Origin of the sequence: Streptomyces sp. NPDC093225 (genome assembly GCF_044753805.1) — a bacterium.
Taxonomy (GTDB): Bacteria; Actinomycetota; Actinomycetes; order Streptomycetales; family Streptomycetaceae; genus Streptomyces.
Genome location: NZ_JBIVNX010000053.1, coordinates 26,248 through 50,726, shown reverse-complemented (window position 1 = coordinate 50,726; position 24,479 = coordinate 26,248). Strand labels below are relative to the sequence as shown.

General features: G+C 72.6%; 24 protein-coding genes. 9 read left to right on the top strand and 15 right to left on the bottom strand.

Annotation, left to right across the window (positions count from 1 at the left end):
* Positions 1-272: 272 nt before the first annotated feature.
* Positions 273-1,778 carry a hypothetical protein gene (locus ACIQCH_RS32505; protein WP_402586870.1) on the bottom strand — a complete coding sequence of 502 codons (1,506 nt, stop codon included), beginning with the start codon at positions 1,776-1,778 and terminating at the stop codon, positions 273-275.
* A gap of 435 nt (positions 1,779-2,213) precedes the next feature.
* On the opposite strand from ACIQCH_RS32505, the gene ACIQCH_RS32500 reads away from it, so the two are divergent.
* The 3 genes from ACIQCH_RS32500 (at position 2,214) to ACIQCH_RS32490 (ending at position 5,088) form a co-directional block, all read left to right on the top strand.
* Positions 2,214-4,079, top strand: a complete 1,866-nt coding sequence (locus ACIQCH_RS32500; RefSeq protein ID WP_402586868.1) for an endonuclease/exonuclease/phosphatase family protein — start codon at positions 2,214-2,216, stop codon at positions 4,077-4,079.
* A 99-nt stretch (positions 4,080-4,178) separates the two neighbouring features.
* Entirely contained in the window at positions 4,179-4,643 is a 465-nt protein-coding gene (locus ACIQCH_RS32495; protein ID WP_402586866.1) for a GNAT family N-acetyltransferase, read from the top strand.
* A gap of 190 nt (positions 4,644-4,833) precedes the next feature.
* Positions 4,834-5,088 (top strand): hypothetical protein, encoded by a 255-nt coding sequence (locus ACIQCH_RS32490; protein WP_402586864.1) that lies wholly within the window; start codon positions 4,834-4,836, stop codon positions 5,086-5,088.
* Between the two features lie 103 nt (positions 5,089-5,191).
* Here the strand turns inward: ACIQCH_RS32490 and dapD are convergent, their stop codons facing one another.
* Together dapD and ACIQCH_RS32480 are read right to left on the bottom strand one after the other, a co-directional pair.
* Entirely contained in the window at positions 5,192-6,169 is a 978-nt protein-coding gene (gene dapD / locus ACIQCH_RS32485; RefSeq protein WP_402586862.1) for a 2,3,4,5-tetrahydropyridine-2,6-dicarboxylate N-succinyltransferase, read from the bottom strand.
* 10 nt (positions 6,170-6,179) lie between these two features.
* Entirely contained in the window at positions 6,180-7,400 is a 1,221-nt protein-coding gene (locus ACIQCH_RS32480) for an MFS transporter (RefSeq protein WP_402586860.1), read from the bottom strand.
* Positions 7,401-7,624: 224 nt separating this feature from the next.
* Between ACIQCH_RS32480 and ACIQCH_RS32475 the strand changes: the two genes are divergently transcribed.
* Positions 7,625-8,494, top strand: coding sequence for a winged helix-turn-helix transcriptional regulator (locus ACIQCH_RS32475; protein ID WP_402586858.1), 870 nt, complete (start codon positions 7,625-7,627; stop codon positions 8,492-8,494).
* Between the two features lie 32 nt (positions 8,495-8,526).
* Here the strand turns inward: ACIQCH_RS32475 and ACIQCH_RS32470 are convergent, their stop codons facing one another.
* Both ACIQCH_RS32470 and ACIQCH_RS32465 read right to left on the bottom strand, forming a co-directional pair.
* Entirely contained in the window at positions 8,527-9,081 is a 555-nt protein-coding gene (locus tag ACIQCH_RS32470) for a TetR/AcrR family transcriptional regulator (protein WP_402586856.1), read from the bottom strand.
* Positions 9,081-9,407, bottom strand: a complete 327-nt coding sequence (locus ACIQCH_RS32465; RefSeq protein WP_402586854.1) for a DMT family transporter — start codon at positions 9,405-9,407, stop codon at positions 9,081-9,083. Before ACIQCH_RS32465 ends, ACIQCH_RS32470 begins: the two co-directional genes overlap by 1 nt.
* A gap of 154 nt (positions 9,408-9,561) precedes the next feature.
* Here ACIQCH_RS32465 and ACIQCH_RS32460 point away from each other — a divergent pair, with 154 nt between their 5' ends.
* Entirely contained in the window at positions 9,562-10,785 is a 1,224-nt protein-coding gene (locus tag ACIQCH_RS32460) for a hypothetical protein (RefSeq protein WP_402586852.1), read from the top strand.
* 33 nt (positions 10,786-10,818) lie between these two features.
* Here ACIQCH_RS32460 and ACIQCH_RS32455 read toward each other — a convergent pair whose 3' ends face one another.
* The 9 genes from ACIQCH_RS32455 to ACIQCH_RS32415 form a co-directional block, all read right to left on the bottom strand.
* Positions 10,819-12,147 (bottom strand): hypothetical protein, encoded by a 1,329-nt coding sequence (locus ACIQCH_RS32455; RefSeq protein WP_402586876.1) that lies wholly within the window; start codon positions 12,145-12,147, stop codon positions 10,819-10,821.
* Positions 12,148-12,404: 257 nt separating this feature from the next.
* Entirely contained in the window at positions 12,405-12,749 is a 345-nt protein-coding gene (locus ACIQCH_RS32450; RefSeq protein ID WP_030197688.1) for a metal-sulfur cluster assembly factor, read from the bottom strand.
* Positions 12,746-13,210 (bottom strand): Fe-S cluster assembly sulfur transfer protein SufU, encoded by a 465-nt coding sequence (gene sufU / locus ACIQCH_RS32445; protein ID WP_030197691.1) that lies wholly within the window; start codon positions 13,208-13,210, stop codon positions 12,746-12,748. The genes ACIQCH_RS32450 and sufU overlap by 4 nt, the downstream gene beginning before the upstream one ends.
* A gap of 12 nt (positions 13,211-13,222) precedes the next feature.
* On the bottom strand, positions 13,223-14,479 hold the full coding sequence (locus ACIQCH_RS32440) for a cysteine desulfurase (protein WP_402586849.1): 1,257 nt from the start codon (positions 14,477-14,479) through the stop codon (positions 13,223-13,225).
* A complete protein-coding gene (sufC, locus tag ACIQCH_RS32435) occupies positions 14,476-15,240 on the bottom strand; it encodes a Fe-S cluster assembly ATPase SufC (RefSeq protein ID WP_402586847.1) in 765 nt (254 codons plus the stop codon). The genes ACIQCH_RS32440 and sufC overlap by 4 nt, the downstream gene beginning before the upstream one ends.
* Positions 15,241-15,247: 7 nt before the next feature.
* Positions 15,248-15,565 (bottom strand): bifunctional 3-phenylpropionate/cinnamic acid dioxygenase ferredoxin subunit, encoded by a 318-nt coding sequence (locus ACIQCH_RS32430; protein ID WP_030197700.1) that lies wholly within the window; start codon positions 15,563-15,565, stop codon positions 15,248-15,250.
* The gene (gene sufD, locus ACIQCH_RS32425) at positions 15,565-16,743 is read right to left on the bottom strand and encodes a Fe-S cluster assembly protein SufD (protein WP_402586844.1); all 1,179 of its coding nucleotides are present in this window, start codon (positions 16,741-16,743) and stop codon (positions 15,565-15,567) included. The genes ACIQCH_RS32430 and sufD overlap by 1 nt, the downstream gene beginning before the upstream one ends.
* An 87-nt stretch (positions 16,744-16,830) precedes the next feature.
* The gene (gene sufB, locus ACIQCH_RS32420; protein WP_402586842.1) at positions 16,831-18,246 is read right to left on the bottom strand and encodes a Fe-S cluster assembly protein SufB; all 1,416 of its coding nucleotides are present in this window, start codon (positions 18,244-18,246) and stop codon (positions 16,831-16,833) included.
* Positions 18,243-18,983 carry a helix-turn-helix transcriptional regulator gene (locus ACIQCH_RS32415; RefSeq protein ID WP_402586840.1) on the bottom strand — a complete coding sequence of 247 codons (741 nt, stop codon included), beginning with the start codon at positions 18,981-18,983 and terminating at the stop codon, positions 18,243-18,245. The genes sufB and ACIQCH_RS32415 overlap by 4 nt, the downstream gene beginning before the upstream one ends.
* Before the next feature lie 273 nt (positions 18,984-19,256).
* On the opposite strand from ACIQCH_RS32415, the gene ACIQCH_RS32410 reads away from it, so the two are divergent.
* The 4 genes from ACIQCH_RS32410 to ACIQCH_RS32395 are packed head-to-tail and all read left to right on the top strand — an operon-like array spanning position 19,257 to position 23,138.
* Complete coding sequence (locus ACIQCH_RS32410) at positions 19,257-20,192, top strand: ABC transporter ATP-binding protein (RefSeq protein WP_402586838.1); 936 nt, start codon at positions 19,257-19,259, stop codon at positions 20,190-20,192.
* Positions 20,189-20,956, top strand: coding sequence for an ABC transporter permease (locus ACIQCH_RS32405; RefSeq protein WP_402586837.1), 768 nt, complete (start codon positions 20,189-20,191; stop codon positions 20,954-20,956). The genes ACIQCH_RS32410 and ACIQCH_RS32405 overlap by 4 nt, the downstream gene beginning before the upstream one ends.
* A gap of 51 nt (positions 20,957-21,007) precedes the next feature.
* Entirely contained in the window at positions 21,008-22,141 is a 1,134-nt protein-coding gene (locus ACIQCH_RS32400) for a hypothetical protein (protein WP_402586835.1), read from the top strand.
* A 4-nt stretch (positions 22,142-22,145) separates the two neighbouring features.
* Positions 22,146-23,138, top strand: coding sequence for a heme A synthase (locus tag ACIQCH_RS32395; protein ID WP_402586834.1), 993 nt, complete (start codon positions 22,146-22,148; stop codon positions 23,136-23,138).
* 79 nt (positions 23,139-23,217) lie between these two features.
* Here the strand turns inward: ACIQCH_RS32395 and ACIQCH_RS32390 are convergent, their stop codons facing one another.
* Positions 23,218-24,375, bottom strand: coding sequence for an amidohydrolase family protein (locus ACIQCH_RS32390; protein WP_402586832.1), 1,158 nt, complete (start codon positions 24,373-24,375; stop codon positions 23,218-23,220).
* Positions 24,376-24,479 lie beyond the last annotated feature (104 nt).

Here is a 24,479-nt window from a genome sequence, read left to right as displayed (position 1 = left end):
TCCGGAGGCAGGCCCGGGCCGGAGGTGGCCGAAGGCCAGGGCGAAGCCCCGAAGCCTCCGGGGTGGGCCTGCCGCAGGGCCTGCAGGCCATGGCGCCTCAAGAGGCGAGGGGACCCACACACCACGGGGCGGCCCCACGAAGCGCGCAGGCCCCGACACCCGCACCTCAAAGGCCCGTCAAGCCCCCCGGGGCCCCACACGACCAACCACCAGCACCAAGCACCAAGCACCAAGCACTCAACACTCAACACTCAACACTCAGCAGCAACCCGCTACCCCCGCGAGCGGGCCTTGAACGCCGCCTTGCGCGCCTCCTTGGCCGTCCCCTTGTCCGGGTGCATGCGCCCGACCGCCTCCAGCACGTCCGCCACGTCGGGGTGGTCCACCCGCCAGGCCGACGCGAGGAAGCCACCGTCCCCGCCGGTCAGCCCCACCATCAGAGCGGTCACGTCCTCGGAGCCCGCCCCCGCACCCGCACCGACCGTCTCCGCCCCCGTCCCCCCATCGGCCGCGAGCTGGGCCGCGATCGTGTCCACGGCCAGCCAGAACACGAGCTCCTCGCCGGGCGCCGGCACATCGGCCGCGCCCCGCTCGACCAGCCACACCCGGGCCAGCCCGCCCAGCTCCCGGTCCGCCAGCACCGCACGCACGGACGGCTCCGCGGCCGCCCCCGTGAGGGCGAGCGCCTGCTGGCAGCGCAGCCGTCGCAGCGGCGCGCCCGGGTCGGCCCCGCGGGCCGCGGCCAGCAGCTCGGCGGCGGCCTCCGTGGCCGTACGGCCGACGAGCCAGCCCTCGACCTCGGCGCGGGCGGCCGCCTCGGGGTAGTGCGCGATGCCCGCCAGCAGCGCGTCGGCCCCCTTGTCGGCGAACGCGCCGACGGCCGGCGCCTCGTACCCCGCCTCCAGCAGCCGGGCCCGGATCCCGAAGAGCCCGAGCGGGGTCAGCCGGACCAGTCCGTAGCGGGCGAGGTCCTCCACGGCGTCCGGCACATGGGCTCCGGCGGCGAGCTCCTCGTCGTCCGCCTCCGCCATCAACTCCTCGTCGACCGGGCGGAAGTCCACCAGCCCGATGGGCTCCAGCACCCGGAACCGGTCGTCGAGCCGCATCATCATGTCCGAGACCTCGGCCAGCACGTCGTCCGTCGGGGCGCCCATGTCCGTCGGTACGACGAGCGAGGCGGCCAGCACCGGCAGCGGCACCGGCACGGAGCGCCCGGGGTACGCCCCGGGCCCGCCCTCGGCCACGGTCAGCCGGTACAGCTGCGTCAGCACCGCCTCCAGGAACTCCCGTTCGCGCCGCGGATCCCAGTCCAGCACGGCGAGGTCGACACCGCCTCCGGAGTCGAGGGCTCCGGCGAGTTCGCCGAGGTCGTCCAGGTCCGGTACGGCGGCGTCGGCGAGCACGGTGTCGAGGGCGGTGAGCCAGAGGTCGAGCACGTCGCCGGGCGCCCCGGCGACCATCGCGAGCCGCGGCCCGGGCACGGCCGCGCCCCCGGCCTCGGCCTCGGTCACCGCCGCCAGCCCGCAGTCGACCGCCACCCGCCAGGCCTCGCTCGCCCGCGCGCACCCCTCGTCGTCGGCCGCCAGCCCCAGCGCGGCCGCTGCCTGCGGCAGTCGGGACGCCGGCAACTCGCCGCCCGCCCCCACCGGCGTGGCCGGGCCGGCCCAGCGCGCGATGCGCACCGCACGCACGAACAACGGCGCGGTGAGGGCGTCGCGGGCCAGTTCCGCCTCGGACGGCAGCCGAACCGGCGGCAGCGAGGGGCGCTCTGCGGACATGGCTGGTTCTCCTCGGATGGAGCGGTGTGGGAGCGACGAAACGGGTCGGCGGCGGATCGGCGGTGCATCGACCAGGGACCGACCGGACCGACCGGACCGACCGGACCGACCGGACCGACCGGGGAGCGACGACTACGGAGGCGGGGACCGACGACAACGGACGTGGGGATCGACGACTAAGGGCGAAGAACCCGGCCGTTGCGGACCCATCCATTCCGCTCTCCGACAAGGGGAATTCGAGGGGCATCCGGCCGGCCGACGCACGCCCCAGCCTAGACGCAATTCGCCCCATCCCGTCCGGTTCATGTACACGTCAGCCGCCGTATACCCGCCAGACCTTGACAACTGCCCCGGCCACGCAAGAGATTGACGCGCGTAGAACTCAACAGTGGCTCTACCCACCCCTCACCCTCCACACACCGGAGTAGCCTGACCATGCGTTCCCGTCCCGCCGTGACTGGATCCCTGCCCCGCTCCGCCGCCGTCGCCGCCGTCGTCGCCACCGCTCTGGCCGGCGGCCTCCTGGCCGGTTCCGCCTCCGCCGCCGACACCTCGACGGACGGCACGACCGCCGCGACCCGCATCCACGACATCCAGGGCACCACGCGTATATCCCCGCTCGCCGGCAAGCAGGTCACCGGCGTCGAGGGCATCGTCACCGGCGTCCGCACGTACGGCTCCCGCGGCTTCTGGATGCAGGACCCCGAGGCCGACGACGACGCCGCCACCAGCGAGGGCGTCTTCGTCTTCACCAGCTCGGTCCCGACCGTCGCCGTCGGCGACGCCGTGTCCGTCTCCGGCCTCGTCGGCGAGTACGTCCCCGGTGGCCTGAACTCGGGCAACCAGTCGGCCACCCAGATCTCGAAGCCGAAGGTGACCGTCCTGTCCTCGGGCAACGAGCTCCCCGAGGCCGTTCAGATCAACGAGTACTCCGTCCCCGCGGAGTACGCCCCCCAGGGCGACGCCGCGGCGGCCAACAGCATCAACGGGCTCACCCTCGAGCCCGGCACCTACGCCCTGGACTACTACGAGTCCCTCGAGGGCATGAACGTCCGCATCGGCACCTCCCGCGTCGTCGGCGCCACCGACCCGTACGCCGAGCTGTGGGTCACCGTGAAGGGCTGGGAGCACAACACCCCGCGCGGCGGCACCCTCTACAACTCGTACGAGTCCCAGAACACCGGCCGCCTGCAGATCCAGCAGCTCGCGCCGCTCGCGCAGCAGCCGTTCCCGGTCGCCAACGTCGGCGACAAGCTGACCGGCACCACCGAAGGCCCGCTGGACTTCAACCAGTTCGGCGGCTACACCCTTGCGGCCCGCACCCTCGGCACCGTCCAGTCCAAGAACCTGCAGCGCGAGCGCACCGCCCCGCAGAAGCAGGGCGAGCTCGCGGTGGCGACGTACAACGTCGAGAACCTCGACCCGACCGACCCGCAGGACAAGTTCGACGCGCTCGCCAAGGGCGTCGTCGAGAACCTCTCCTCCCCCGACGTCGTCGCGCTGGAGGAGATCCAGGACGACAACGGCGCCAAGAACGACGGCACCGTCTCGGCCGGCGAGACCCTGCGCAAGTTCACCGACGCGATCAAGGCCGCGGGCGGACCGGCGTACGAGTGGCGCTCGATCGAGCCGGAGAACCTCAAGGACGGCGGCGAGCCCGGCGGCAACATCCGCCAGGTCTTCCTCTTCAACCCCGCGCGCGTCTCGTTCACCGACCGCGACGGCGGCAACGCAACCACCGCCACCGGCGTGGTCCGCGAGGCGGGCCACGCGGCCCTGACCCACTCCCCCGGCCGCATCGACCCGGCCAACCCGGCCTGGCAGGACAGCCGCAAGCCGCTGGCCGGCGAGTTCGTCTTCCGCGGTCGCACGGTCATCGTCATCGCCAACCACTTCAGCTCGAAGGGCGGCGACGAGGGCCTGACCTCCAGCCACCAGCCGGTGCCGCGCTCCTCGGAGACCAAGCGCCACCTGCAGGCGGAGGCCGTGAACTCCTTCGTCAAGGACGTCCTGGCCGTCCAGCCGAACGCGAACGTCATCGCCCTCGGCGACATCAACGACTTCGAGTTCTCGGAGACCGCGCAGAAGCTGGAGGACGGCGGCGCGCTGTACTCCGCGATCAAGTCGCTGCCGCGCGCGGAGCGGTACTCGTACGTCTACCAGGGCAACGCCCAGGTGCTGGACCAGATCCTGACCAGCCCCGGCATCAAGAAGTTCTCGTACGACAGCGTGCACATCAACGCGGAGTTCGCGGACCAGAACAGCGACCACGACCCGCAGGTCCTGCGCTTCATCCCGTAAGCACACGGATCCCGTCACCACAGGCCGGCGCCCCTGAGGCGCGCCTGAACCAGGGGCCCCGGCCGCCGTCCCGGCCGGGGCCCCTGCGACACTCCGTGCATGATCTTCCGCACCGCCACCCGCCAGGACCTGCCGGCCGTGCTCGCCCTGCTCGCCGACGAGGAGCGGGTCGTCGACCCGGCGTCGGTCGCGGTGGGCGAGGCGTACGAGCGGGCCTTCGCCGCGATCGGGGCCGACCCGCGCAACGAGCTGCTGGTCCTGGTCGAAGCGGGGGCGTCCGGGGCCGGCACGGTCGTCGGCTGCCTCCAGATCACCTACATCCCGGGCCTGGGGCAGGGCGGCGCCGAGCGGGCCCTGGTCGAGGCGGTACGGATCCGCGCCGACCGGCGCGGCGGAGGCCTGGGGCGCGACCTGATGCGGCGGGCGGCGGAGCGGGCCCGGGCGCGCGGCTGCGCCCTGGTGCAGCTGACCAGCAACAAGCGGCGCTCCGACGCGCACCGCTTCTACGAGTCGCTCGGGTACGCCCGCAGCCACGAGGGCTTCAAGCTGCCCCTGACGGACTGAGCGCGACCACCGCAGCCAGGACCCACGGACCGAGCGGACCAGATCTCCGGGCGAATCAGGACAGACTCGGGACTTTCGACCCTGGCGTGATGTGCGACACACACCCCTGCCCGAGAGGCCGGTCTTGGTGTTGAGTGTCCTGAACGTCCGATCGCGCGTACCAACGTCGCACTCCCGTTCGGAGGACCGCGTGTTCACCTCCATGTCGCTCGCTCAGGAAATCGGCCTCGGCGTGCTCGTCGTGGCCGCCGTCGTCTGGGTGCTCGGCCTCGGGCACATGCTGTGGGACAGCCGCTTCCACCACCCCGAGCCCGCCGCCCCCCAGGGCCTGGCCTTCATCCCGTCGCAGCGCGGCGTGGAGTCCCACCCGATGGAGCGCGTGGAGCTGACCGAGGAGGAGAAGCGCGCCTTCGCGGGCCTCGTCCGCTCGATCCCCCTGAGCTGAGCCCACCCCCGCGCCGGCCCGGTACGCCGAAGCCCCCGACCGGCATCCCGGTCGGGGGCTTTCGCGTCCGTACGGCGTCCGTACGGCGGGACCGCCCGCGGCGTCAGTTGTGGCTGTGCAGGACGTCGTTCAGGCCGCCCCAGACCGCGTTGTTCGGGCGGGCCTCGACGGCGCCCGTGGTGGAGTTGCGGCGGAAGAGGATGTTGCTGGCGCCGGAGAGCTCCAGGGCCTTGACGACCTGGCCGTCCGGGAGGGTGACGCGGGTGCCCGCGGTCACGTACAGGCCGGCCTCGACGATGCACTCGTCGCCCAGCGCGATGCCGATGCCGGACTCGGCGCCGAGCAGGCAGCGCTCGCCGATGGAGATGATCTGCTTGCCGCCGCCGGAGAGGGTGCCCATCGTGGAGGCGCCGCCGCCGATGTCGGAGCCGTCGCCGACGACCACGCCGGCGGAGATGCGGCCCTCGACCATGGAGGTGCCCAGGGTGCCCGCGTTGAAGTTGACGAAGCCCTCGTGCATGACGGTGGTGCCCTCGGCGAGGTGCGCGCCGAGCCGGACGCGGTCGGCGTCGGCGATGCGCACGCCCTTGGGGGCGACGTAGTCGGTCATGCGCGGGAACTTGTCGATCGAGGTGACCTGGAGGTGCAGGCCCTCGGCGCGGGCGTTCAGGCGGACGGTCTCGACCTGGTCCACGGCCACCGGGCCGAGGGAGGTCCAGGCGACGTTGGTCAGGAGGCCGAAGACGCCGTCCAGGTTCTGGCCGTGCGGCTTGACCAGGCGGTGGCTGAGCAGGTGCAGGCGCAGGTAGGCGTCGTGCGCGTCGAGCGGCTTGTCGTCCAGGGAGGCGATGACCGTGCGGACGGCGACGACCTCGACGCCGCGGACGGCGTCCGTGCGGATCGCCTTCGCGGCGGCCGCGCCCAGCAGTTCGACGGCCCGCTCGGCGGAGAGCCGCTCGGTGCCGGCCTCGCCCGGCTCGGTGACGAGCTCCGGGGCGGGGAACCAGGTGTCGAGGACGGTGCCGTCGGCGGTGATGGTGGCAAGTCCGGCGGCGACGGCGCCGGTGGTACGCGTAGTCATGTAGGAAACGCTAACCAACGACGGGCGCTGCGGGCGAACCGGTCTCATGTGCCGGTCGATCATCGGGGACGGTCAGGCGGGCGGTACGGCGTGCGGTACGGGCGCCCGCGGCGAGCACGATGGCCCCGGCGGCCGCGCCCAGCACCGCGCACAGCGGCCACAGCAGGCCCGGGGCGGCGGCGTACAGACCGGCCCCGAGCGGGGCGGCGAGCACGACGCCGCTGACGGAGACGCCCGCGTACAGGCTCTGGAAGCGGCCCACGGCGTGGGCGGGGGCCTCGTCGGCGACGTACGCGGTGGCCGTGGTCTTGTAGAGGATCTCGCCGAGGCTGACCAGGACCATCATGGCGACGGTGGTGGCCACGCCGGCGCCGAGCAGCAGCATCGCGTAGCCGGCGGCGACCAGGACGAGGCCGGTGCCGATGATGTGCAGCGGTGAGCGGGAGCGCAGGGCCAGGGCGGCGGGGATCTCCAGCAGCAGGATCACCCCGCCGTTGATCGCGATGAGCAGCCCGTAGGCGCGGGTGTCCATGCCGTGGTCGGCGAGGTAGGCCGGGAAGGTCGAGTACTGCTGCCGGTAGACGAGGTCGATGACGAGGATCGCGCCGAGCAGGGCGAGCATCGCGGGCCGGGCGCGCAGCTCGTGCCAGAGGCCCGGCCCCTGGCCGGCGGCGACCGCGGTGGTGGTGGTCCTGGTGGCGCCGCGGGCGGGGACGGCGCGGGCGGTCCAGAAGGCGAAGAAGAGGGTGCCGATGCCGTCCGCGACGAAGATCCAGTCGTACGACAGGGTGGTGGCGATCAGCGCGCCGAGGGGTGGCCCGACGGTGAACCCTCCGTTGGAGACGCAGCGGATGACGGCGAAGGCCTGCCGGCGGGCGCCCTCGGGGACGGTGACGGCGACCAGGGCGGAGTTGGCGGCCCGGACGACCCCGCTCGCGTACTGGGCGGCGGGCAGCGCCGCGCACAGCAGCGGGGTGGACAGCAGCGGCAGGGCCAGGAGGGCCGCGCCGCCGAGCGCGGAGGCGGTGAGCAGCACCCGCCGGTGACCGAAGCGGTCCCCGAACCAGCCTCCGGTGAAGTTGCCGGCCACCAGGCCGATGCCGCTGACGCCCATGACCAGGCCCGCGGCGGCGGCGCCGAAGCCGCGGGGACCGGTCAGGTACACGAAGACGAAGACGAAGGTGAAGCTGACGACGGCGTTGACGAACACCCCGCCGGCCAGCAGCCACACGACCTTCGGGACCTCCCGCAGCCCCTGCGGACCTGCGGCGCCCCGCTCCTCCCCCGACCCGCCACCCCGGCCCCTGAACCCTGCACCACGCTCCTCACGTGCCGTCCGCCGACGCCTCACGCCCGCTCCCCCTCCTCGACCGACTAAGTTCCTTTTGGGAACTGACTCTGCCAGCATGGGACCGTGGGGGTCAACGGCTTTCGGCACGGAGGGGAGTGGGGCGGATGGCCCAGCGGACGCGGCTCGACGACGCGGACTGCGCCATCGCGCAGGCCCTGGACGTCGTCGGCGACTGGTGGACGCTGCTGATCGTGCGGGACGCGGCCCGCGGGCTGACCCGCTTCGAGGAGTTCCAGGGGGAGCTCGGGGTGTCCCGCAAGGTGCTCGCGGAGCGGCTGCGGCTGCTCGTGGAGGCCGGGGTGCTGGGCCGCGAGCCCTACCAGGAGCGGCCGGTGCGGTACGCGTACCGGCTGACCGCGCGCGGGCGGGCCCTGGTGCCGGTCCTGATCGCGCTCCAGGACTGGGGCGACCAGTGGCTGCTGGGCGAGGGCGAGCTGACGGCCACCGCCGGGGACTCCTCGCGCGAGGCCGAGCGGGTGCACGCGCTGGTGGGCACCCGGGTGCCGGAGCTGGCGCTGCCGGACCAGGACGGCTCGCCGCGGGACCCGGTGGCGGCGGCGGAGTTCACCGTCCTGTACTGCTTCCCGGGGGCGTACGCGCGCGGCGAGTCGTATCCGCCGGGCTGGGGCGGCATCCCGGGTGCGGGGGGCTGCACGCTGGAGTCGCGCACGTTCCGGGACCGGCTGGCGGAGTTCACGGCCGCAGGCGCGGCGGTGCGGGGCGTCTCGACGCAGCGGCCGGACGAGCAGCGGGAGTTCGCGGCGGCCGAGGGTCTGGGCTTCCCGCTGCTGTCGGACGCGGAGCTGGGCCTGGCGGCCGCCCTGCGGCTGCCGACGTTCCGGGCGGCGGGAGCGAGCCGGCTGAAGCGGCTCACGCTGGTCGTGGACCGCGGGCGCACGGTACGGGCCGCCCTCTATCCCGTGACGGACGTCGCGGGCAGCGTGGCGGCGGCCCTGGACGCGGTCCGGGGCTGACGCGACCAGGGGCCGTCACCGCAGGCCACCGCTCAGCGCAGCACGCGCCGCAGCATGTCCGCGACGTACTCCGGGTCGTACGGCGCGCCGGTGAGCAGCACCTGGAGGCCGAACCCGTCCATCATCGCGACCAGTGCCCGCGCCGTCCGCGGATCGGTCCGCCGGGACAGGTGCGCGGTGACCGCCTCGCACCACTCGGCCGCGACCGGTCGCAGCGCGGGTCGGCGCAGGGCGGCGAGGTAGAGCTCGTACTCCAGCTCCACGTCGGTGCGGTCGCCCGCCGGGCTTCCCGCCAGCCACTCCCCCAGCAGCCGGGCGAGCTCGTCGGCCAGGTCGACGTACGGGTCGTCGAGGGCCGTGCTCGCGCCGACCCGCTCGGCGAACCGGGCGTTGATCCGCCGCAGCGCGGCGACCAGCAGGTCGTCGAGCGTCGCGAAGTGGTAGGTGGTGGAGCCCAGCGGCACGTCGGCCTCGGCCGCGACGGCCCGGTGGCCGAGCCCGGCGATCCCCTTGGTGCCCACCACGCGGATCGCCGCGTCGAGGATGCGCTCGCGGCGCTCGGGGTCGTACCGGCGGGCGGCGGCCATCAATGGGCCCCCGCGCCGCCCATGTTGAGCAGCACCACCCCGGCGATGATCAGCACGATCCCGGCCAGGCGCGCGGCGTTGGCCGCCTCGCCCATGAAGAGCATCCCGATGGTGGCGATGGCCGCCGTCCCCACGCCGGACCAGATCGCGTACGCCGTGCCCACCGACATCGACTTGAGCGCCTGGGCGAGCAGGGTGAAGGCCACGGCGTAGCCCACGAGGGTGCCGAGCGAGGGCCAGAGCTTGCTGAAGCCGTGGCTGTACTTCATCGCGGTGGTCCCGGCCACCTCTGCCGCTATGGCCGCGGCCAGCAGGACGTAAGGCATGCGTACGAGCGTACACAACGATGCGTACACCCGTACACAACGATACGAACGCACGTGCGCGGCGGGTGTGGGTACCGCCGTCCGGGGGAACGGGACACCCGGGCTACCGTGTCCCCTCCAGGGGGAGAAGAATCCAGCCACACGGAGTACAGGCATGACGCAGAACCAGGGGTGGGGACCACCGCCGTCGGACCCGAACGGCAGCAACCAGAACGGCGGCGACGCGAACCGCGGCAACCCGAACGGCGGCGCCCCGTACGGACAGCCCCACGGCGCCCCGTACGGAGCGCCCTACGGGGCACCCGGCGGCTGGGCGGGCGGCTGGGCGCCCCCGCCGCCCCGGCCCGGGGTGATCCCGCTGCAGCCGCTCGGCCTCGGCGACGTCCTCTCCGGGGCGTTCTCCACCTTCGGCCGCTACTGGAAGCAGCTGGTCGGCGTCATGCTGGCGGTCCAGGGCGCCGGGCTCCTCGTCCTCGTGGGCGCGGCAGCCCTCGGCCTCGCGCTCGTGTGGGAGCACCTCGACGGCGTCTTCGACCTGCCGGCCGGAGCGACCCCGGCCGACGAGGACCTGGTGCCGGTGCTGTGGACGCTGATCCCGCTGGGGCTGCTCCTCTGCGCGCTGATGCTGCTGGGCTGGGCGGTGATCAGCGCGCTGGTCCCGAACGTGCTCCAGGAGGCCGTACTGGGCCGCCGCACCACCTTCGGCGCGATGTTCCGCCGGTCCTGGTCCCGGCTGCCGGCCATGCTCGGCACCCTGCTGCTCACCATGGTGACCGCGGGCCTGCCGTGGCTCGTGGCCCTGGTGGTCGGCATCGTGGTGGCCGCCACCGCGGACTACACGCAGCCCGAGCCGCCCGCGGCGCTCCTGGCCCTGCCGCTGATCGTCCTGCTCGCGCTCCCGCTCACCGTCTGGTTGGGCGTCAAGTTCAGCCTCGCCCCGGCCGTCGTGGTGATGGAGAAGCTCGGCCCGGTCGCGGCGCTGCGCCGCTCGTCCCGGCTGGTCAAGGGCTCCTGGTGGCGGATCTTCGGCATCACGCTGCTGACCCTCGCGATCGCCGCCGTGATCGGCTACCTCATCCAGCTGCCGTTCATGCTGGTCGGCTTCTTCGCCATGGTGCCGACCGCGTTCGCCGCGGCCGACCCCGACGCCGGGACCGGGGCCCTGGTCGGCGGGGTGGTCGTCTACTTCCTGTCCATCCTGATCGGCAGCGTCGTCTCGCAGGTCTTCCAGATGGGCCTGCCGCAGCTGGCGAGCGGCCTGCTCTACGTCGACCAGCGCATCCGGCGCGAGGACCTCGCGCCCGCCCTGGCCGCCGCGGCGGCGGCCGCACCGGCACAGCCGCCGGTGCCCGGCGGACCCCCGCCGGGCACCTTCTGACGGTCCGGAGGACCGGAACGACGGGGTGTCCGGTCAGCCGATCGTGAACCAGGCGGACCGGGACTTCTTCCACTCCGGGTGGGTGAGGTCCTTGGCCTCGACACCGTCCCCGTAGAGGTCGGCGGAGCCGCTGTCGGTGATCAGCTGGACCCGGGCACCGGGCACGGTCAGGTCCGGGACCTCGACCACGGACTCCCAGCCGCCCGCGTCGGCGGTCGGCAGGTCCTCGACCTCGACCGGCGCGTGGCCGGCGACACCGTCCCAGGAGTACAGGGCGTACGGGTCGGTGTTGTCGTCCGCGGCCCAGCTGCCGGCCAGGACCAGGTACTGGCCGGCGGCGTTCTTGCGGATGTCGCGGAGCGACAGGCCGCCCAGGTCCAGCTCGATCGGCGCGCCGAAGACCGCCTTGGCGCCGGTGGCCAGCACCTGGTCCATGTTGGTCACCGGCACGACCAGTGCCTTGCCGCCGGGCACGGCCGGGGCGAGCGGGGCGCGGAAGCCGATGTACGCGGTGGTCGTCGAGCCGGGCGCGAACTCCAGGCCCTCGACGTTGAAGCCGTCGATCTGCTTCGGCGCCTGGCCGGTGGCCGTGCCGGCCGCGAAGCCGTAGCGGTTGCCGTTCGCCTTGTCCCAGGCCACCAGGTCGTCGCGCAGCTTGCGGTACGAACGCCCGTAGGTGAGCTGGGCGTTCGCGCCCGTACCGGTGACCTTGGTGGTGAAGACGGTGTTGCGGTCGGCCTTGTACTCGCCGTCCTTGTTGTTGCCGAGCGAGCCGGTCCAGTAGATGATGTCGCCGACCCGGGCCGCGCCCTCGATGTCGATCTCCTTGGTGGCGCCGATCTGGGAGCTGAAGTCCCAGGTGCGCACCGGCGCGCCGGAGCGGGAACGGTCGTACAGGCGGAGCACGTTGGACTCGTCGTCCGCGACGACCGCGTAGCCGCCGCCGAGGTCGACCGCGGCCGAGGCGTCGGAGGAGCCGGTCAGGTAGCGGGCGTCCGCCGGGTTCTGCACCGCGGCGGAGGCGGCGTACGACAGGGTCTTGGTGGCGGTCTTGCCGCCCAGGCCGGTCACCTTGACGGTCAGGTTGGCGTAGCCGCGGCCGCGCGCGGCCACCGCGAGGGTACGGACCGCGCCGGTACCGGTGACGGTCACGTCCGAGGTCGCGGCCACCGAGCTCTTGCTGCTGGCCGACGCGGCCACGGTCAGCGCGCTCGCGTCCGCGCCGCTCTGACCGACGGTCACGGTGACGACCGGGTCGCCCACGCCCCCGACGGCACCCGACAGGTAGGCCGCCGACAGGCTGATGGTCGGCGTCCCGTAGGTCACGGCCTGCGCGGGCGTGGTCAGCCCGGCGACCAGCAGGGCGGCTGCGCCGGCGAGCCCGGCGGCGTGGCGAACGGTCACGGCGGTTTCCTCTCACGTGCGCCGTCACGGCGTGACGGCCGTGAGAAGGCTCGGCTCGCCGCGCCAACTCCGCGTGCACGCCACCCGTACGGCGGACGAACACCCGGCGGCCCCCCGCCGGAACGCGCGAAGGCCCCCGACACCGAGGTGCCGGGGGCCTTCGCGAAGCGCCTGGAGGGCGGTACCCGAACGGACCGTGCTCGAACGGGCCGTGCTCAGACGTTGAAGCCGAGGGCGCGGAGCTGCTCGCGACCGTCGTCGGTGATCTTGTCCGGGCCCCACGGGGGCATCCAGACCCAGTTGATCCGCAGCTCGTTGACGATGCCGTCGGTCGCGGACTTGGCCTGGTCCTCGATCACGTCGGTCAGCGGACAGGCCGCGGACGTCAGGGTCATGTCCAGGGTCGCGATGTTGGCGTCGTCGATGTGGATGCCGTAGATCAGGCCCAGGTTCACCACGTCGATGCCCAGCTCGGGGTCGACCACGTCGTAGAGGGCCTCGCGGACCTCCTCCTCGGTGGCCGGCTTCGTGGTCACCTCGGGCGTTGCGTTCTCGCTCATGCCGTCTTCCTCTCGGCGCCCTCGCCCAGGGCCTGGGCGGTCGCGTCCTTCCACGCCATCCAGCTCAGCAGCGCGCACTTCACGCGGGCCGGGTACTTCGAGACGCCGGCGAACGCGACCGCGTCCTCCAGCACCTCCTCCATCGCCTCGTCGGGCTCGATCTTGCCCTTGGACTGCATCAGCTCCAGGAACGTGCTCTGGATCTTCTGCGCCTCGGCGAGCTCCTTGCCGACCATCAGCTCGTTGAGGACCGACGCGCTCGCCTGGCTGATGGAGCAGCCCTGGCCCTCGTACGAGACGTCCGTGAGCGTCTCGCCGTCGTACTTCACCCGCAGCGTGATCTCGTCGCCGCACGTCGGGTTGACGTGGTGCACCTCGGCGTCGCCGTCACGCAGACCGCGGCCGTGCGGGTGCTTGTAATGGTCCAGGATCAGCTCCTGGTACATCGAATCCAGCTTCACTGAAGCGCTCTCCTACCCGAAGAAGTTGCGTACGTGCTCCAGGCCGTCGACCAGGGCGTCGACATCGGCCGGGGAGGAGTACAGGTAGAACGACGCTCGCGTGGTCGCAGGAATTCCGTAGCGCAGGCAGACCGGGCGCGCGCAGTGGTGTCCCACGCGGACCGCGATGCCCTGCTCGTCCAGGACCTGGCCGACGTCGTGCGGGTGGATGTCGCCGAGCACGAAGGAGATCGCGGCGCCGCGGTCCTCGGCCGTGGTGGGGCCGATGATCCGCAGGTCGGGAACCTCCTGCAGGCGCTTCAGCGCGTACTCGGTGATCGCGTGCTCGTGAGCGGCGATCTTGTCCATGCCGATGGCGTTCAGGTAGTCCACGGCCGCGCCGAGGCCGACGGCCTGGGCGATCGGGGGCGTGCCCGCCTCGAACTTGTGCGGCGCCGGGGCGTACGTCGAGGAGTGCATCGAGACGGTCTCGATCATCTCGCCGCCGCCGAGGAACGGCGGCAGGTCCTCGAGCAGCTCCTGGCGGCCCCACAGGACGCCGATGCCGGTCGGGGCGCACATCTTGTGACCGGTGAAGGCCACGAAGTCGGCGCCCAGCGCCTGCACGTCGAGCGGCATGTGCGGGGCGGCCTGGGAGGCGTCGAGCAGCACCAGCGCGCCGACCTCCTGGGCCCGGCGCACGATGGTGTCGACGGGGTTGACGGTGCCGAGCAGGTTGGAGACCAGCGCGAAGGAGACGATCTTCGTCTTCTCCGTGATGAGCTCGTTGATGTTCGACAGGTCGAGGCGGCCGTCGTCGGTGAGGCCGAACCACTTCAGCTTCGCGCCCGTGCGCTGCGAGAGCAGCTGCCACGGCACGATGTTGGAGTGGTGCTCCATCTCCGTGATGACGATCTCGGTCTCGTGGTCCACCCGGTAGGGCTCGTCGGCCCAACCGAGCATGTTCGCGACCAGGTTGAGCGACTCCGAGGCGTTCTTGGTGAAGATCACCTCGTCGCGGCTCGGGGCGTTGATGAACGCGGCGACCTTGTCGCGCGCGCCCTCGTACAGCGCCGTGGCCTCCTCGGCGACCAAGTACACGCCACGGTGGACGTTGGCGTTGTGCCGCTCGTAGTACTCGTTCAGCGCGTCGAGCACCTGGCGCGGCTTCTGCGAGGTCGCCGCGGAGTCCAGGTAGACGATCTTCTTCCCGTCGTGGACCACACGATCCAGCAGGGGGAAGTCCTTGCGGATCGCCTCGGTGTCGAGGAGGCCAGGCAGCTGTGTCACGCGGTCGCGCCACCCTTCACGTACTTGTCGTAGCCCTCGGCCTCGAGCTGGTCCGCGAGCTCGGCGCCGCCGGACTCGACGATGCGGCCGTTCGCGAACACGTGCACGTAGTCGGGCTTGATGTAGCGCAGGATGCGCGTGTAGTGGGTGATGAGCAGGGTGCCCACGTCACCGGTGTCGCGCACGCGGTTGACGCCCTCGGAGACGATGCGCAGGGCGTCGACGTCCAGGCCGGAGTCGGTCTCGTCGAGGATCGCGATCTTCGGCTTGAGGAGCTCCAGCTGGAGGATCTCGTGGCGCTTCTTCTCACCGCCGGAGAAGCCCTCGTTGACGTTGCGCTCGGCGAAGGCCGGGTCCATGGAGAGACGCTCCATGGCCTCCTTGACCTCCTTCACCCAGGTGCGCAGCTTGGGGGCCTCGCCGCGGACGGCGGTGGCGGAGGTGCGCAGGAAGTTGGAGACCGAGACGCCGGGGACCTCGACCGGGTACTGCATGGCGAGGAAGACGCCGGCGCGGGCGCGCTCGTCGACGGACATCTCGAGGACGTCCTCGCCGTCGAGGGTCACGGTGCCACCGGTGATCGTGTACTTCGGGTGGCCGGCGAGGGAGTAGGCCAGGGTCGACTTGCCGGAGCCGTTGGGGCCCATGATGGCGTGCGTCTCGCCCTGCTTGACGGTCAGGTCGACGCCCTTGAGGATCTCGCGGGAGCCGTTCTCCGCCTCGACGGAGACGTGCAGGTCGTGGATTTCAAGCGTAGCCATGGGTGCCTCAGGACTCCTGGGTGAGGGAGACGAGCACGTCGTCCCCTTCGATCTTGACGGGGTAAACGGGGACGGGGCGCGTCGCGGGGAGGCCGGACGGCTTGCCGGTGCGCAGGTCGAAGGCCGACCCGTGCAGCCAGCACTCGATCTGGCAGTCCTCGACCTCACCCTCCGACAGGGAGACGTTCGCGTGCGAGCAGATGTCGTTGATCGCGAACACCTCGCCGTCGGTGGACACGATCGACACCGGGGTGCCGTCGAGCTCCACCCGCTTGGGGGTGTTCTCCTCCAGCTCGCTGAGCGCGCACGCCTTGACGTAGGTCATCAGACGGCCGCCTCGAGCTCGTTCTCGATCTTCGCGATGAGTCGCTCCTCCAGGTCGGCGACGCCGATCTGCTGGACCAGCCCGGCGAAGAAGCCGCGGACCACCAGGCGGCGGGCCTCGTCGGCCGGGATGCCGCGCGCCTGGAGGTAGAAGAGCTGCTCGTCGTCGAAGCGGCCGGTCGCGGAGGCGTGGCCGGCGCCGACGATCTCGCCGGTCTCGATCTCCAGGTTCGGCACGGAGTCGACCCGCGCGCCGTCGGTGAGCACGAGGTTGCGGTTGAGCTCGTAGGTGTCGGTGCCCTCGGCGGTCTTCTCGATGAGGACGTCGCCGATCCAGACGGCGTGGGCCGCCTCGCCCTGCAGTGCGCCCTTGTAGACCACGTTGGACTTGCAGTGCGGCACGTTGTGGGTGACCAGGAGGCGGTGCTCCTGGTGCTGGCCGGCGTCGGTGAAGTACAGGCCGAGCAGCTCGGCCTCGCCGCCGGGGCCCGCGTACGCGACGCGCGGGTGGATGCGGACCAGGTCGCCGCCGAAGGTCACGACGAAGGACTTGAAGCTCGCGTCCCGGCCGACCAGCGCGTTGTGCTGGGAGCAGTGGACGGCGGTGTCGTCCCAGTCCTGGATGGAGACGACGGTGACCTTGGCGCCGTCGCCGACGAGGAAGTCGACGTTGGCGGCGCGCACGCCGTCACCGGTGTGGTCGATCACGATGACGGCCTCGGCGAACGGCTTCACGTCGAAGACGGTGTGGCCGAAGGTGGTGCCGCCCTCGCCGTGCAGCGAGACGCGCACGGGCTCGGTGAGGACGGTCTCCTTGGGCACGGTGACGACCGTGGCCTTGGCGAAGGACGAGAACGCCTGGGCGGCGACGCGGTCGACCGGCGTGCCGGCCTTGCCGACGCGCTCGTCGGCGCGCTCCACCGACTCGACGGTGACCCCTTCGGGGGCGTCGATCTGGGCCTTCATGCTGCCGTTGGCGGTCGCGGTGCCGTCGTGGAGTCCGCGCAGGCGCTCCAGCGGGGTGAAGCGCCACTCCTCCTCGCGGCCGTGCGGCACGGGGAAGTCCGCCACGTCGAAGGACGGGGGTGCGCTCATCCGGGTGGCGACGGTGGACTCCGCGGCCACCGCGATCGCTCCGGCGGTGGTCGACCCCGCCGGGATGTTCTGAGCCTCAGCCATGGCTGTCGTTTTGCTCTCTTCCTACGTCGTTGCGGTCCTCGGCCCGCGAGGGACGGACCGTGGAGCTGGTGGTGGGGCGGGTGGCGGTCAGCCGACCGCGCCCTCCATCTGCAGCTCGATCAGCCGGTTGAGCTCCAGGGCGTACTCCATGGGCAGCTCCTTGGCGATCGGCTCGACGAAGCCGCGCACGATCATGGCCATGGCCTCGAACTCGGTCATGCCGCGGCTCATGAGGTAGAAGAGCTGGTCCTCGGAGACCTTGGAGACGGTGGCCTCGTGGCCCATCGACACGTCGTCCTCGCGGACGTCGACGTACGGGTACGTGTCGGAGCGGGAGATCTGGTCCACGAGCAGCGCGTCGCAGAGCACGTTGGACTTGGAGCCCGAGGCGCCCTCGCCGATCTCGACCAGGCCGCGGTACGAGGTGCGGCCGCCGCCCCGCGCCACCGACTTGGAGACGATGTTGGAGGAGGTGTTCGGCGCCATGTGGACCATCTTCGAGCCGGCGTCCTGGTGCTGGCCCTCGCCGGCGAAGGCGATGGAGAGGGTCTCGCCCTTGGCGTGCTCGCCCATCAGGTAGACGGCCGGGTACTTCATGGTGACCTTGGAGCCGATGTTGCCGTCGATCCACTCCATGGTCGCGCCCTCGTACGCCACGGCACGCTTGGTGACGAGGTTGTACACGTTGTTCGACCAGTTCTGGATCGTCGTGTAGCGGCAGCGGCCGCCCTTCTTCACGATGATCTCGACGACGGCGCTGTGCAGCGAGTCCGAGGAGTAGATCGGGGCGGTGCAGCCCTCGACGTAGTGGACGTACGCGTCCTCGTCCACGACGATCAGCGTCCGCTCGAACTGGCCCATGTTCTCCGTGTTGATGCGGAAGTAGGCCTGCAGCGGGATCTCGACGTGGACGCCCTTGGGCACGTAGATGAACGAGCCACCGGACCACACGGCGGTGTTCAGGGAGGCGAACTTGTTGTCGCCGACCGGGATGACGGTGCCGAAGTACTCCTTGAAGAGCTCCTCGTGCTCCTTCAGCGCGGTGTCGGTGTCGACGAAGATGACGCCCTGCTCCTCCAGGTCCTCGCGGATCTGGTGGTAGACGACCTCCGACTCGTACTGGGCCGCGACACCGGCGACGAGGCGCTGCTTCTCCGCCTCCGGGATGCCGAGCTTGTCGTACGTGTTCTTGATGTCCTCGGGCAGTTCCTCCCAGGAAGCGGCCTGCTTCTCGGTGGAACGCACGAAGTACTTGATGTTGTCGAAGTCGATGCCCGACAGGTCGGAGCCCCAGGTCGGCATGGGCTTCTTGTCGAACAGCTTCAGGCCCTTGAGGCGGAGCTTCAGCATCCACTCGGGCTCGTTCTTCTTCGACGAGATGTCCCGGACGACGTCCTCGCTGAGACCGCGCTTGGCGGCGGCACCGGCCGCGTCGGAGTCGGCCCAGCCGTACTCGTACTTGCCCAGGCCCTCGAGCTCAGGGTGAGCAATCTCCGTGGTCATGCGGGGTTCCTCCCGGCCGTGCTTGCAGATGCTGATGAAGTGGTCTGTGGGGCGGCGCCGCGCGGAATGAACGTGGTGCACACCCCGTCGCCGTGGGCGATGGTGGCGAGCCGCTGCACATGGGTCCCGAGCAGCTTGGAGAAGACCTCGGTCTCCGCCTCGCAGAGCTGCGGGAACTGCTCGGCGACGTGGGCGACCGGGCAGTGGTGCTGGCAGAGCTGTTCTCCGCTGTGCGGACCGGGAGCGCTCTTCGCCGTAGCAGCGTACCCGTCCACGGTCAACGCCTTGGCGAGGGCCTCGGTACGGTCCGCGGGCTCGGCCGCGTCCACGGCCTGCCGGTAGGCCTCCGCCTGGGCGGCCAGCCGGTCGCGCGCGAACGCCGCGACGGCCGCCTCGCCCTGTTCTCCGCCGCCCGCGGCCTTCGAGATCCAGCGCAGGGCGTCGACGGCGAGCTTGTCGTACGACTGGTCGAAGGCGTCGCGACCGCAGTCGGTGAGCGCGAACACCTTGGCGGGTCGGCCCCGGGTGCGCGCTCCGTAGACGCGCTGCTCACGGGGGGCGACCACGTCGTCGGCGACGAGTGCGTCGAGGTGGCGGCGGACGGCGGCCTGGGTGAGGCCGAGTCGCCCGGCGAGGTCGGCCACGGTCGAGGGACCGTGGTCCAGGATCGAGCGCGCGACCCGGTTGCGGGTTGACCGCTCCCCGGTAGCGAGGTCCCCGTGAGGGGTCTCGATCATCCGTGCCTCGTTTTTCACAACGCCATTGTTGCGTAATTGCCGAAGAGCCGACAAGCCGTGACGAGCGCCACTCCAGGTGTCTTCTATCACTAAGGGTTACCTAATCTGTCGACGCAGAGTAATTCGGAGTCTGGAATTCCGTATTCGTTCCGGTCCGTTCCGGTGACTGCGCCGCAGGCCGGGGCACCCGTGGCCGCCGGGACCCGTCCGGGAACCGACCCCCCGCTCCCCCGACGGCCCGGGCCGCCCCCCACGCTTCGTAGACTCGCCCCCATGAGTGATGACACGGCCGGCCCCGCCGTGCGCGTACGGGGCCTGGTCCAGCGGTACGGCGACAAGACCGCCGTCGACGGACTCGACCTCGACGTCCGGCGCGGCACCGTCACCGCGGTGCTCGGCCCCAACGGCGCCGGCAAGACCACCACCGTCGAGACCTGCGAGGGCTACCGCCCGCCCGCCTCCGGCACCGTCCGCGTCCTCGGCCTCGACCCCTACACCGACGCCGAGGCCCTGCGCCCCCGCATCGGCGTGATGCTCCAGTCCGGCGGCGTCTTCTCCGGCGCCCGCGCCGTCGAGATGCTGAGCCACATGGCGAAGCTGTACGCGCACCCGCTGGACGTGGCCACCCTCGTGGAGCGCCTCGGCCTCGGCGGCTGCGGGCGCACCCCGTACCGGCGCCTGTCCGGCGGCCAGCAGCAGCGCCTCGCGCTCGCCATGGCCGTCGTGGGCCGCCCCGAACTGGTCTTCCTCGACGAGCCCACCGCCGGCCTCGACCCGCAGGCCCGCCGCGCCACCTGGGAGCTGGTGCGCGAGCTGCGCGCCGACGGCGTGGGCGTCGTCCTCACCACCCACCACATGGACGAGGCCGAGCAGCTCGCCGACGACGTCGCGATCATCGACGCCGGCAAGGTCATCGCCCAGGGCAGCCCCGAGCAGCTGTGCCGCGGCGGCGCCGAGAACACCCTGCGCTTCACCGGCCGCCCGGGGCTCGACCTGGCCTCCCTCCTCAAGGCCCTGCCCGACGGCAGCGCGGCCGTCGAGCTCACCCCCGGCGCCTACCGCATCACCGGCAGCGTCGGCCCGCAGCTGCTGGCCACCGTCACCTCCTGGTGCGCGCAGAACGGCGTGATGCCCGACGGCATCTCCGTCGAGCGGCACACCCTGGAGGACGTCTTCCTCGAGCTGACCGGTAAGGAGCTGCGCGGATGAGCGCCGGCACGTTCACCCCGAAGCCGGGCGCGGCGCCGCTGGCCCGCATGATCGGCGCGCAGGCCGCGCTGGAGACGCGCATGCTGCTGCGCAACGGCGAGCAGCTGCTGCTGACCGTGATCATCCCGGCCATGCTGCTGGTCCTGTTCGCCACGGTCGACGTGATCGACACGGGCGCGGGCAGGTCGGTCGACTTCCTCGCCCCCGGCGCGCTGGCGCTCGCCGTCATGTCCACCGCCTTCACCGGCCAGGCCATCGCCACCGGTTTCGACCGCCGCTACGGCGTGCTGAAGCGGCTGGGCGCCTCGCCGCTGCCGCGCTGGGGCCTGATGGCCGCCAAGACCCTGTCGGTGCTGGTCACCGAGGTGCTCCAGGTGGCGCTGCTGACCGCGATCGCCCTCGCGCTCGGCTGGTCGCCGCACGGCAACCCCCTCGCGGTGGCACTCCTGCTGCTGCTGGGCACCGCCGCGTTCTCGGGTCTGGGGCTGCTGATGGCCGGCACCCTCAAGGCCGAGGTCACCCTCGCCGCGGCGAACCTGGTGTTCCTGCTCCTGCTGGTCGGCGGCGGGGTCATCGTGCCGCTGGACAAGTTCCCCGGCGCGGTCCGCCCCGTCCTGGAGCTGCTGCCGGTCTCCGCCCTGTCGGAGGGGCTGCGCGACGTGCTCCAGCACGGCGCCGGGCTCCCCTGGGAGCAGCTGGGCCTGCTGGCCGGATGGTCGGTGCTCGGGCTGGGTCTGGCGGGTCGGCACTTCCGCTGGGAGTAGCGGGCGGGTCAGGATGGACGCCTCCACTGACCACGGAGCCGGGGGGCGGACATGGTGGCGCGAGAGGCCGCGTTGCGGCTGGACGGGCAATGGGCACGGATCAGGGCGGGGGCGGCCGAGGTGCCGCCCGCCGACGCCGAGGCGCTGCTGGCGGAGCTGATCGGGGCGCTGCGCGAGCCCGCCCGGACCGATCCGGAGTGCGCCGCGCGGCTCGGGCTGCGGCTGAGCGACCTGGCCGCGCGCCGGTTCGCGGAGGGGGACCGGCCGGCCGCACTGGCCGCGATCGAGGAGGGCCTGCGGTACGCCGAGCAGGCCGCGCCGCACTCCCCCGAGTACGCCCGCTGGTACGCCCGCGGGCTGATCAACCACGGCGTGTGGCTGGCCTGGCCGCTGAGCGACGCCGACCGGCTGCCGCGGTTCCCGCTGGGTCCGGGCGGCGAGGCGGTGCCCGGCCCCATCGAGCGGGCGGCCGGCGAGCGGGCCCGTGATCTGACGCTGGCCGCGGTGGAGGTGTGGCGGCAGCTCGACCAGCGGGATCCGGTCAACATCAGGGGACTCGCGCAGGCCGAGGTGTTCGCCGGCGACCGGCTCGCCGAACTGGGCCTGGCGGCGGACGCGGTGGCCTGGGCGGCGGACGCCGAGGCCGGCTTCCGCGCCCTGGCCCGGGCCGGCGGCCCCGGGTACGAGGAGGCGGAGGAGGCGGTCAAGCACCTCGGCCGGCAGTTGGAGCTCCGGCTGCGCCTGCTGTCCTTCGACACCCTGGCCGCCCTGCGCGCGGACGGGCGGCTGCCCGAGGCTCTGCTGCCGCACGCCGTGCTCGCCGCCCGGATCCAGGGCGTGGACCCGCTGGTGATCGCGGCCGGGCTGCAGGTCGACGAGGGGGCGGTCCGGGCCACCCTGAGCGCGCGGCCGTGGCGGGCCGTATGGCGCTTCGAGGTGCGCGGTCCTGACGGCTTGTGGGACGTACTGGGACATCCCTGGCGCGGCTCGGCCGACGTGACGGATCGCACGGCGGAGGAGACCGGGGCGGGCCTGGTGCGGGACTTCACCACCTCCCCGGACTACCCCGGGGACGCAACTCCCTGGCGGGTCCTGGTGTGGTGGCACGAGGAGGGCGACCCGGCCGGTTCCCGCTTCCGGCTGACGCACACGCCGTCGGGGGGCCACACCGGCACCCCCTCGTGAAAGTTTGCACAAGGCGCGGCCTACGATAGGGCCCGTGTTGAACCCCTTCGCCTCCATCGCCCGGCGCTGGACGCCCACACCCCGGGTGCTCCGGCGCGCGGCGCTCGCCGCCGTCGTCATGAGCGTGGTCATCGTCGTCACCGGCGGGGCCGTCCGGCTCACCGGCTCCGGCCTGGGCTGCGACACGTGGCCCAAGTGCACCGACGACAGCCTGATCGTCACGTCGGCCCAGGGCTTCCACGGCGCGATCGAGTTCGGCAACCGGATGCTCACCTACGTGCTGTGCGCGGCGGTGGGCTGGGCGATCCTGGCGGCCCGTTCGGCCAAGCCGTGGCGGCGCTCGCTGACGAAGCTCGGCTGGACGCAGTTCTTCGTCGTCATGGGCAACGCGGTGCTGGGCGGCATCACCGTCTGGCTGGGGCTCAACCCCTACAGCGTGGCGGCGCACTTCCTGCTCGCCACCTCCCTCATCACCGTCACGACGGTCACCTGGGTGCGCGCCGGCGAGGGCGACGGCGCCCCGCGGCCGCGCGTGCCGGGCCCGGTGCGCAAGCTGGGCTGGGCCCTGGCGGGCACGTCCTTCGTGTTGATCGCCGCGGGCACCGTGGTGACGGGCTCCGGCCCGCACGCCGGTGACAGCAGCGACGTGCCGCGGATGCCCTTCGACTGGGCCACCACCGCCCACGTGCACGCCATCGCCGCCTGGCTGGTGTGCGCGCTGGCCGTGGCGATGTGGCTGGTGCTGAAGGTGGTCGACGCCCCGGACGACACCCGGGCGCGCGCCCGCGACCTGCTGGTGGTGCTGCTGGCCCAGGGCGCGATCGGGTACGTGCAGTTCTTCACGAAGCTGCCCGAGGTGCTGGTGGCCGCGCACATGCTGGGCTCGTGCCTGGTGTGGATCGCGGTGCTGCGGGTGGTCCTGGGCCTGCGCGAGCGGCCGGTGGCCACCGCGGGCATCCCCGCGCAGAGCGACCCGGCGCTGTCCGCGGCCCACTGACCGGGCCCCGCCCGGCGGGGACCCGCTGACCGGGGACCCGCCGACCGGAGGCCCGCCGGCCGGCGGCCCGCCCCGCGGGTCAGCCGCCGCCCGCCAGCCCGTACACGCGCCGGGCGTTGCCCGCCGCGATCATCCCGGCGACCCGCTCCGCGTCCCGTAGGGACCAGGCCCCGTCGCCCACCCAGCCGCCCAGGACCCGGGCCAGCGCGTCGCCGAACACGCGCGCGCCGACCACGTGCAGTTCCGGCAGCGCCCGGCCCCCGCTGGAGAACAGCAGCTTGCCGAAGGGCGCGAGTTCGAGGAACTCCGCCAGGACCTCGGCCGCCCGCGCACCGGTGTGCGCGAGGGCCGGGCCGAGGTCGGCGTACACGTGCGGGAAGGCGCCGGCCAGATGCGCCGCGTGCCGGTGGTACGGGTACCCGTGTAGCAGTACGACGTCGGTACCGAGCCCGGCGGTGGCACGGACGAAGTCCGTCAGCAGGGCCGGATCGGTGCGGTCGATGCGGCGGCGCGGGTCCCCGGGCCCGGCGTGCAGTTGCAGCGGCAGCCCGGTGGCCACCGCGCTCCACAGCAGGTGCCGCAGCAGTACGGGATCCACGCCGCCCCCGCCTTCGCGGGGCCCGACGGCCGTGCTGGGCGTCGCCGCCCGCGCCAGGGCCCGGGACTCCAGCCAACGGGCCGCCGCCCCGCGCACCTCACCGGGACCCGGCGGGTCGGGCGCGAAGGCGAGCGCCGCGCCGGCGCCGGCCACGGACGTGAAGGCCACGGCGGAGGCGGCCGCCCCGTGGACGGCCCCGGCGAGCTGGGCGAGGAAGGTCTCGACGGTCCCGGAGGTATCGGCGACCCGGCCGGCCAGCAGTTCGAGGCGGACGATCTCGTGGGCCTCGGCGGCCCCGGCCGCGGCCAGCTCGCCGGGGGCGGTGAGGTCGCCGGGCAGTCCGGTGTCGACCAGGTACGTGGTGATCCCGGAGCCCCGCAGCAGCCGGCGGCCGGACTCGACGACGCCGAGCTCGCGGCGCCGGGCGAGGTAGCGGGCCGGGGCGCAGTGCGGTTCGAGGCCCAGCAGGGGCGGGCACCAGCGCCGTACGGCGAAGCCGGTCTGGGTGTCGAAGAAGGTGGTGCCGGGGGCGGGCGGGCCCGCGGCGCGCCCCAGATGGGCCTCGAAGGTGCCGAGGCCGAGCTCCGTGCGGAGCACCCCGTGGCAGTACTGGTCCACCAGGGACGGCGTGTCGATCATCCGGGCATCCCGTTGCGGACGTCGGGAATCCCGCCGGGACGGTCCGGCGGAATGTGCTTCCACACGTCCTAACGGGTGACGGGCGCGTCAGGTGTTGCTGCCGC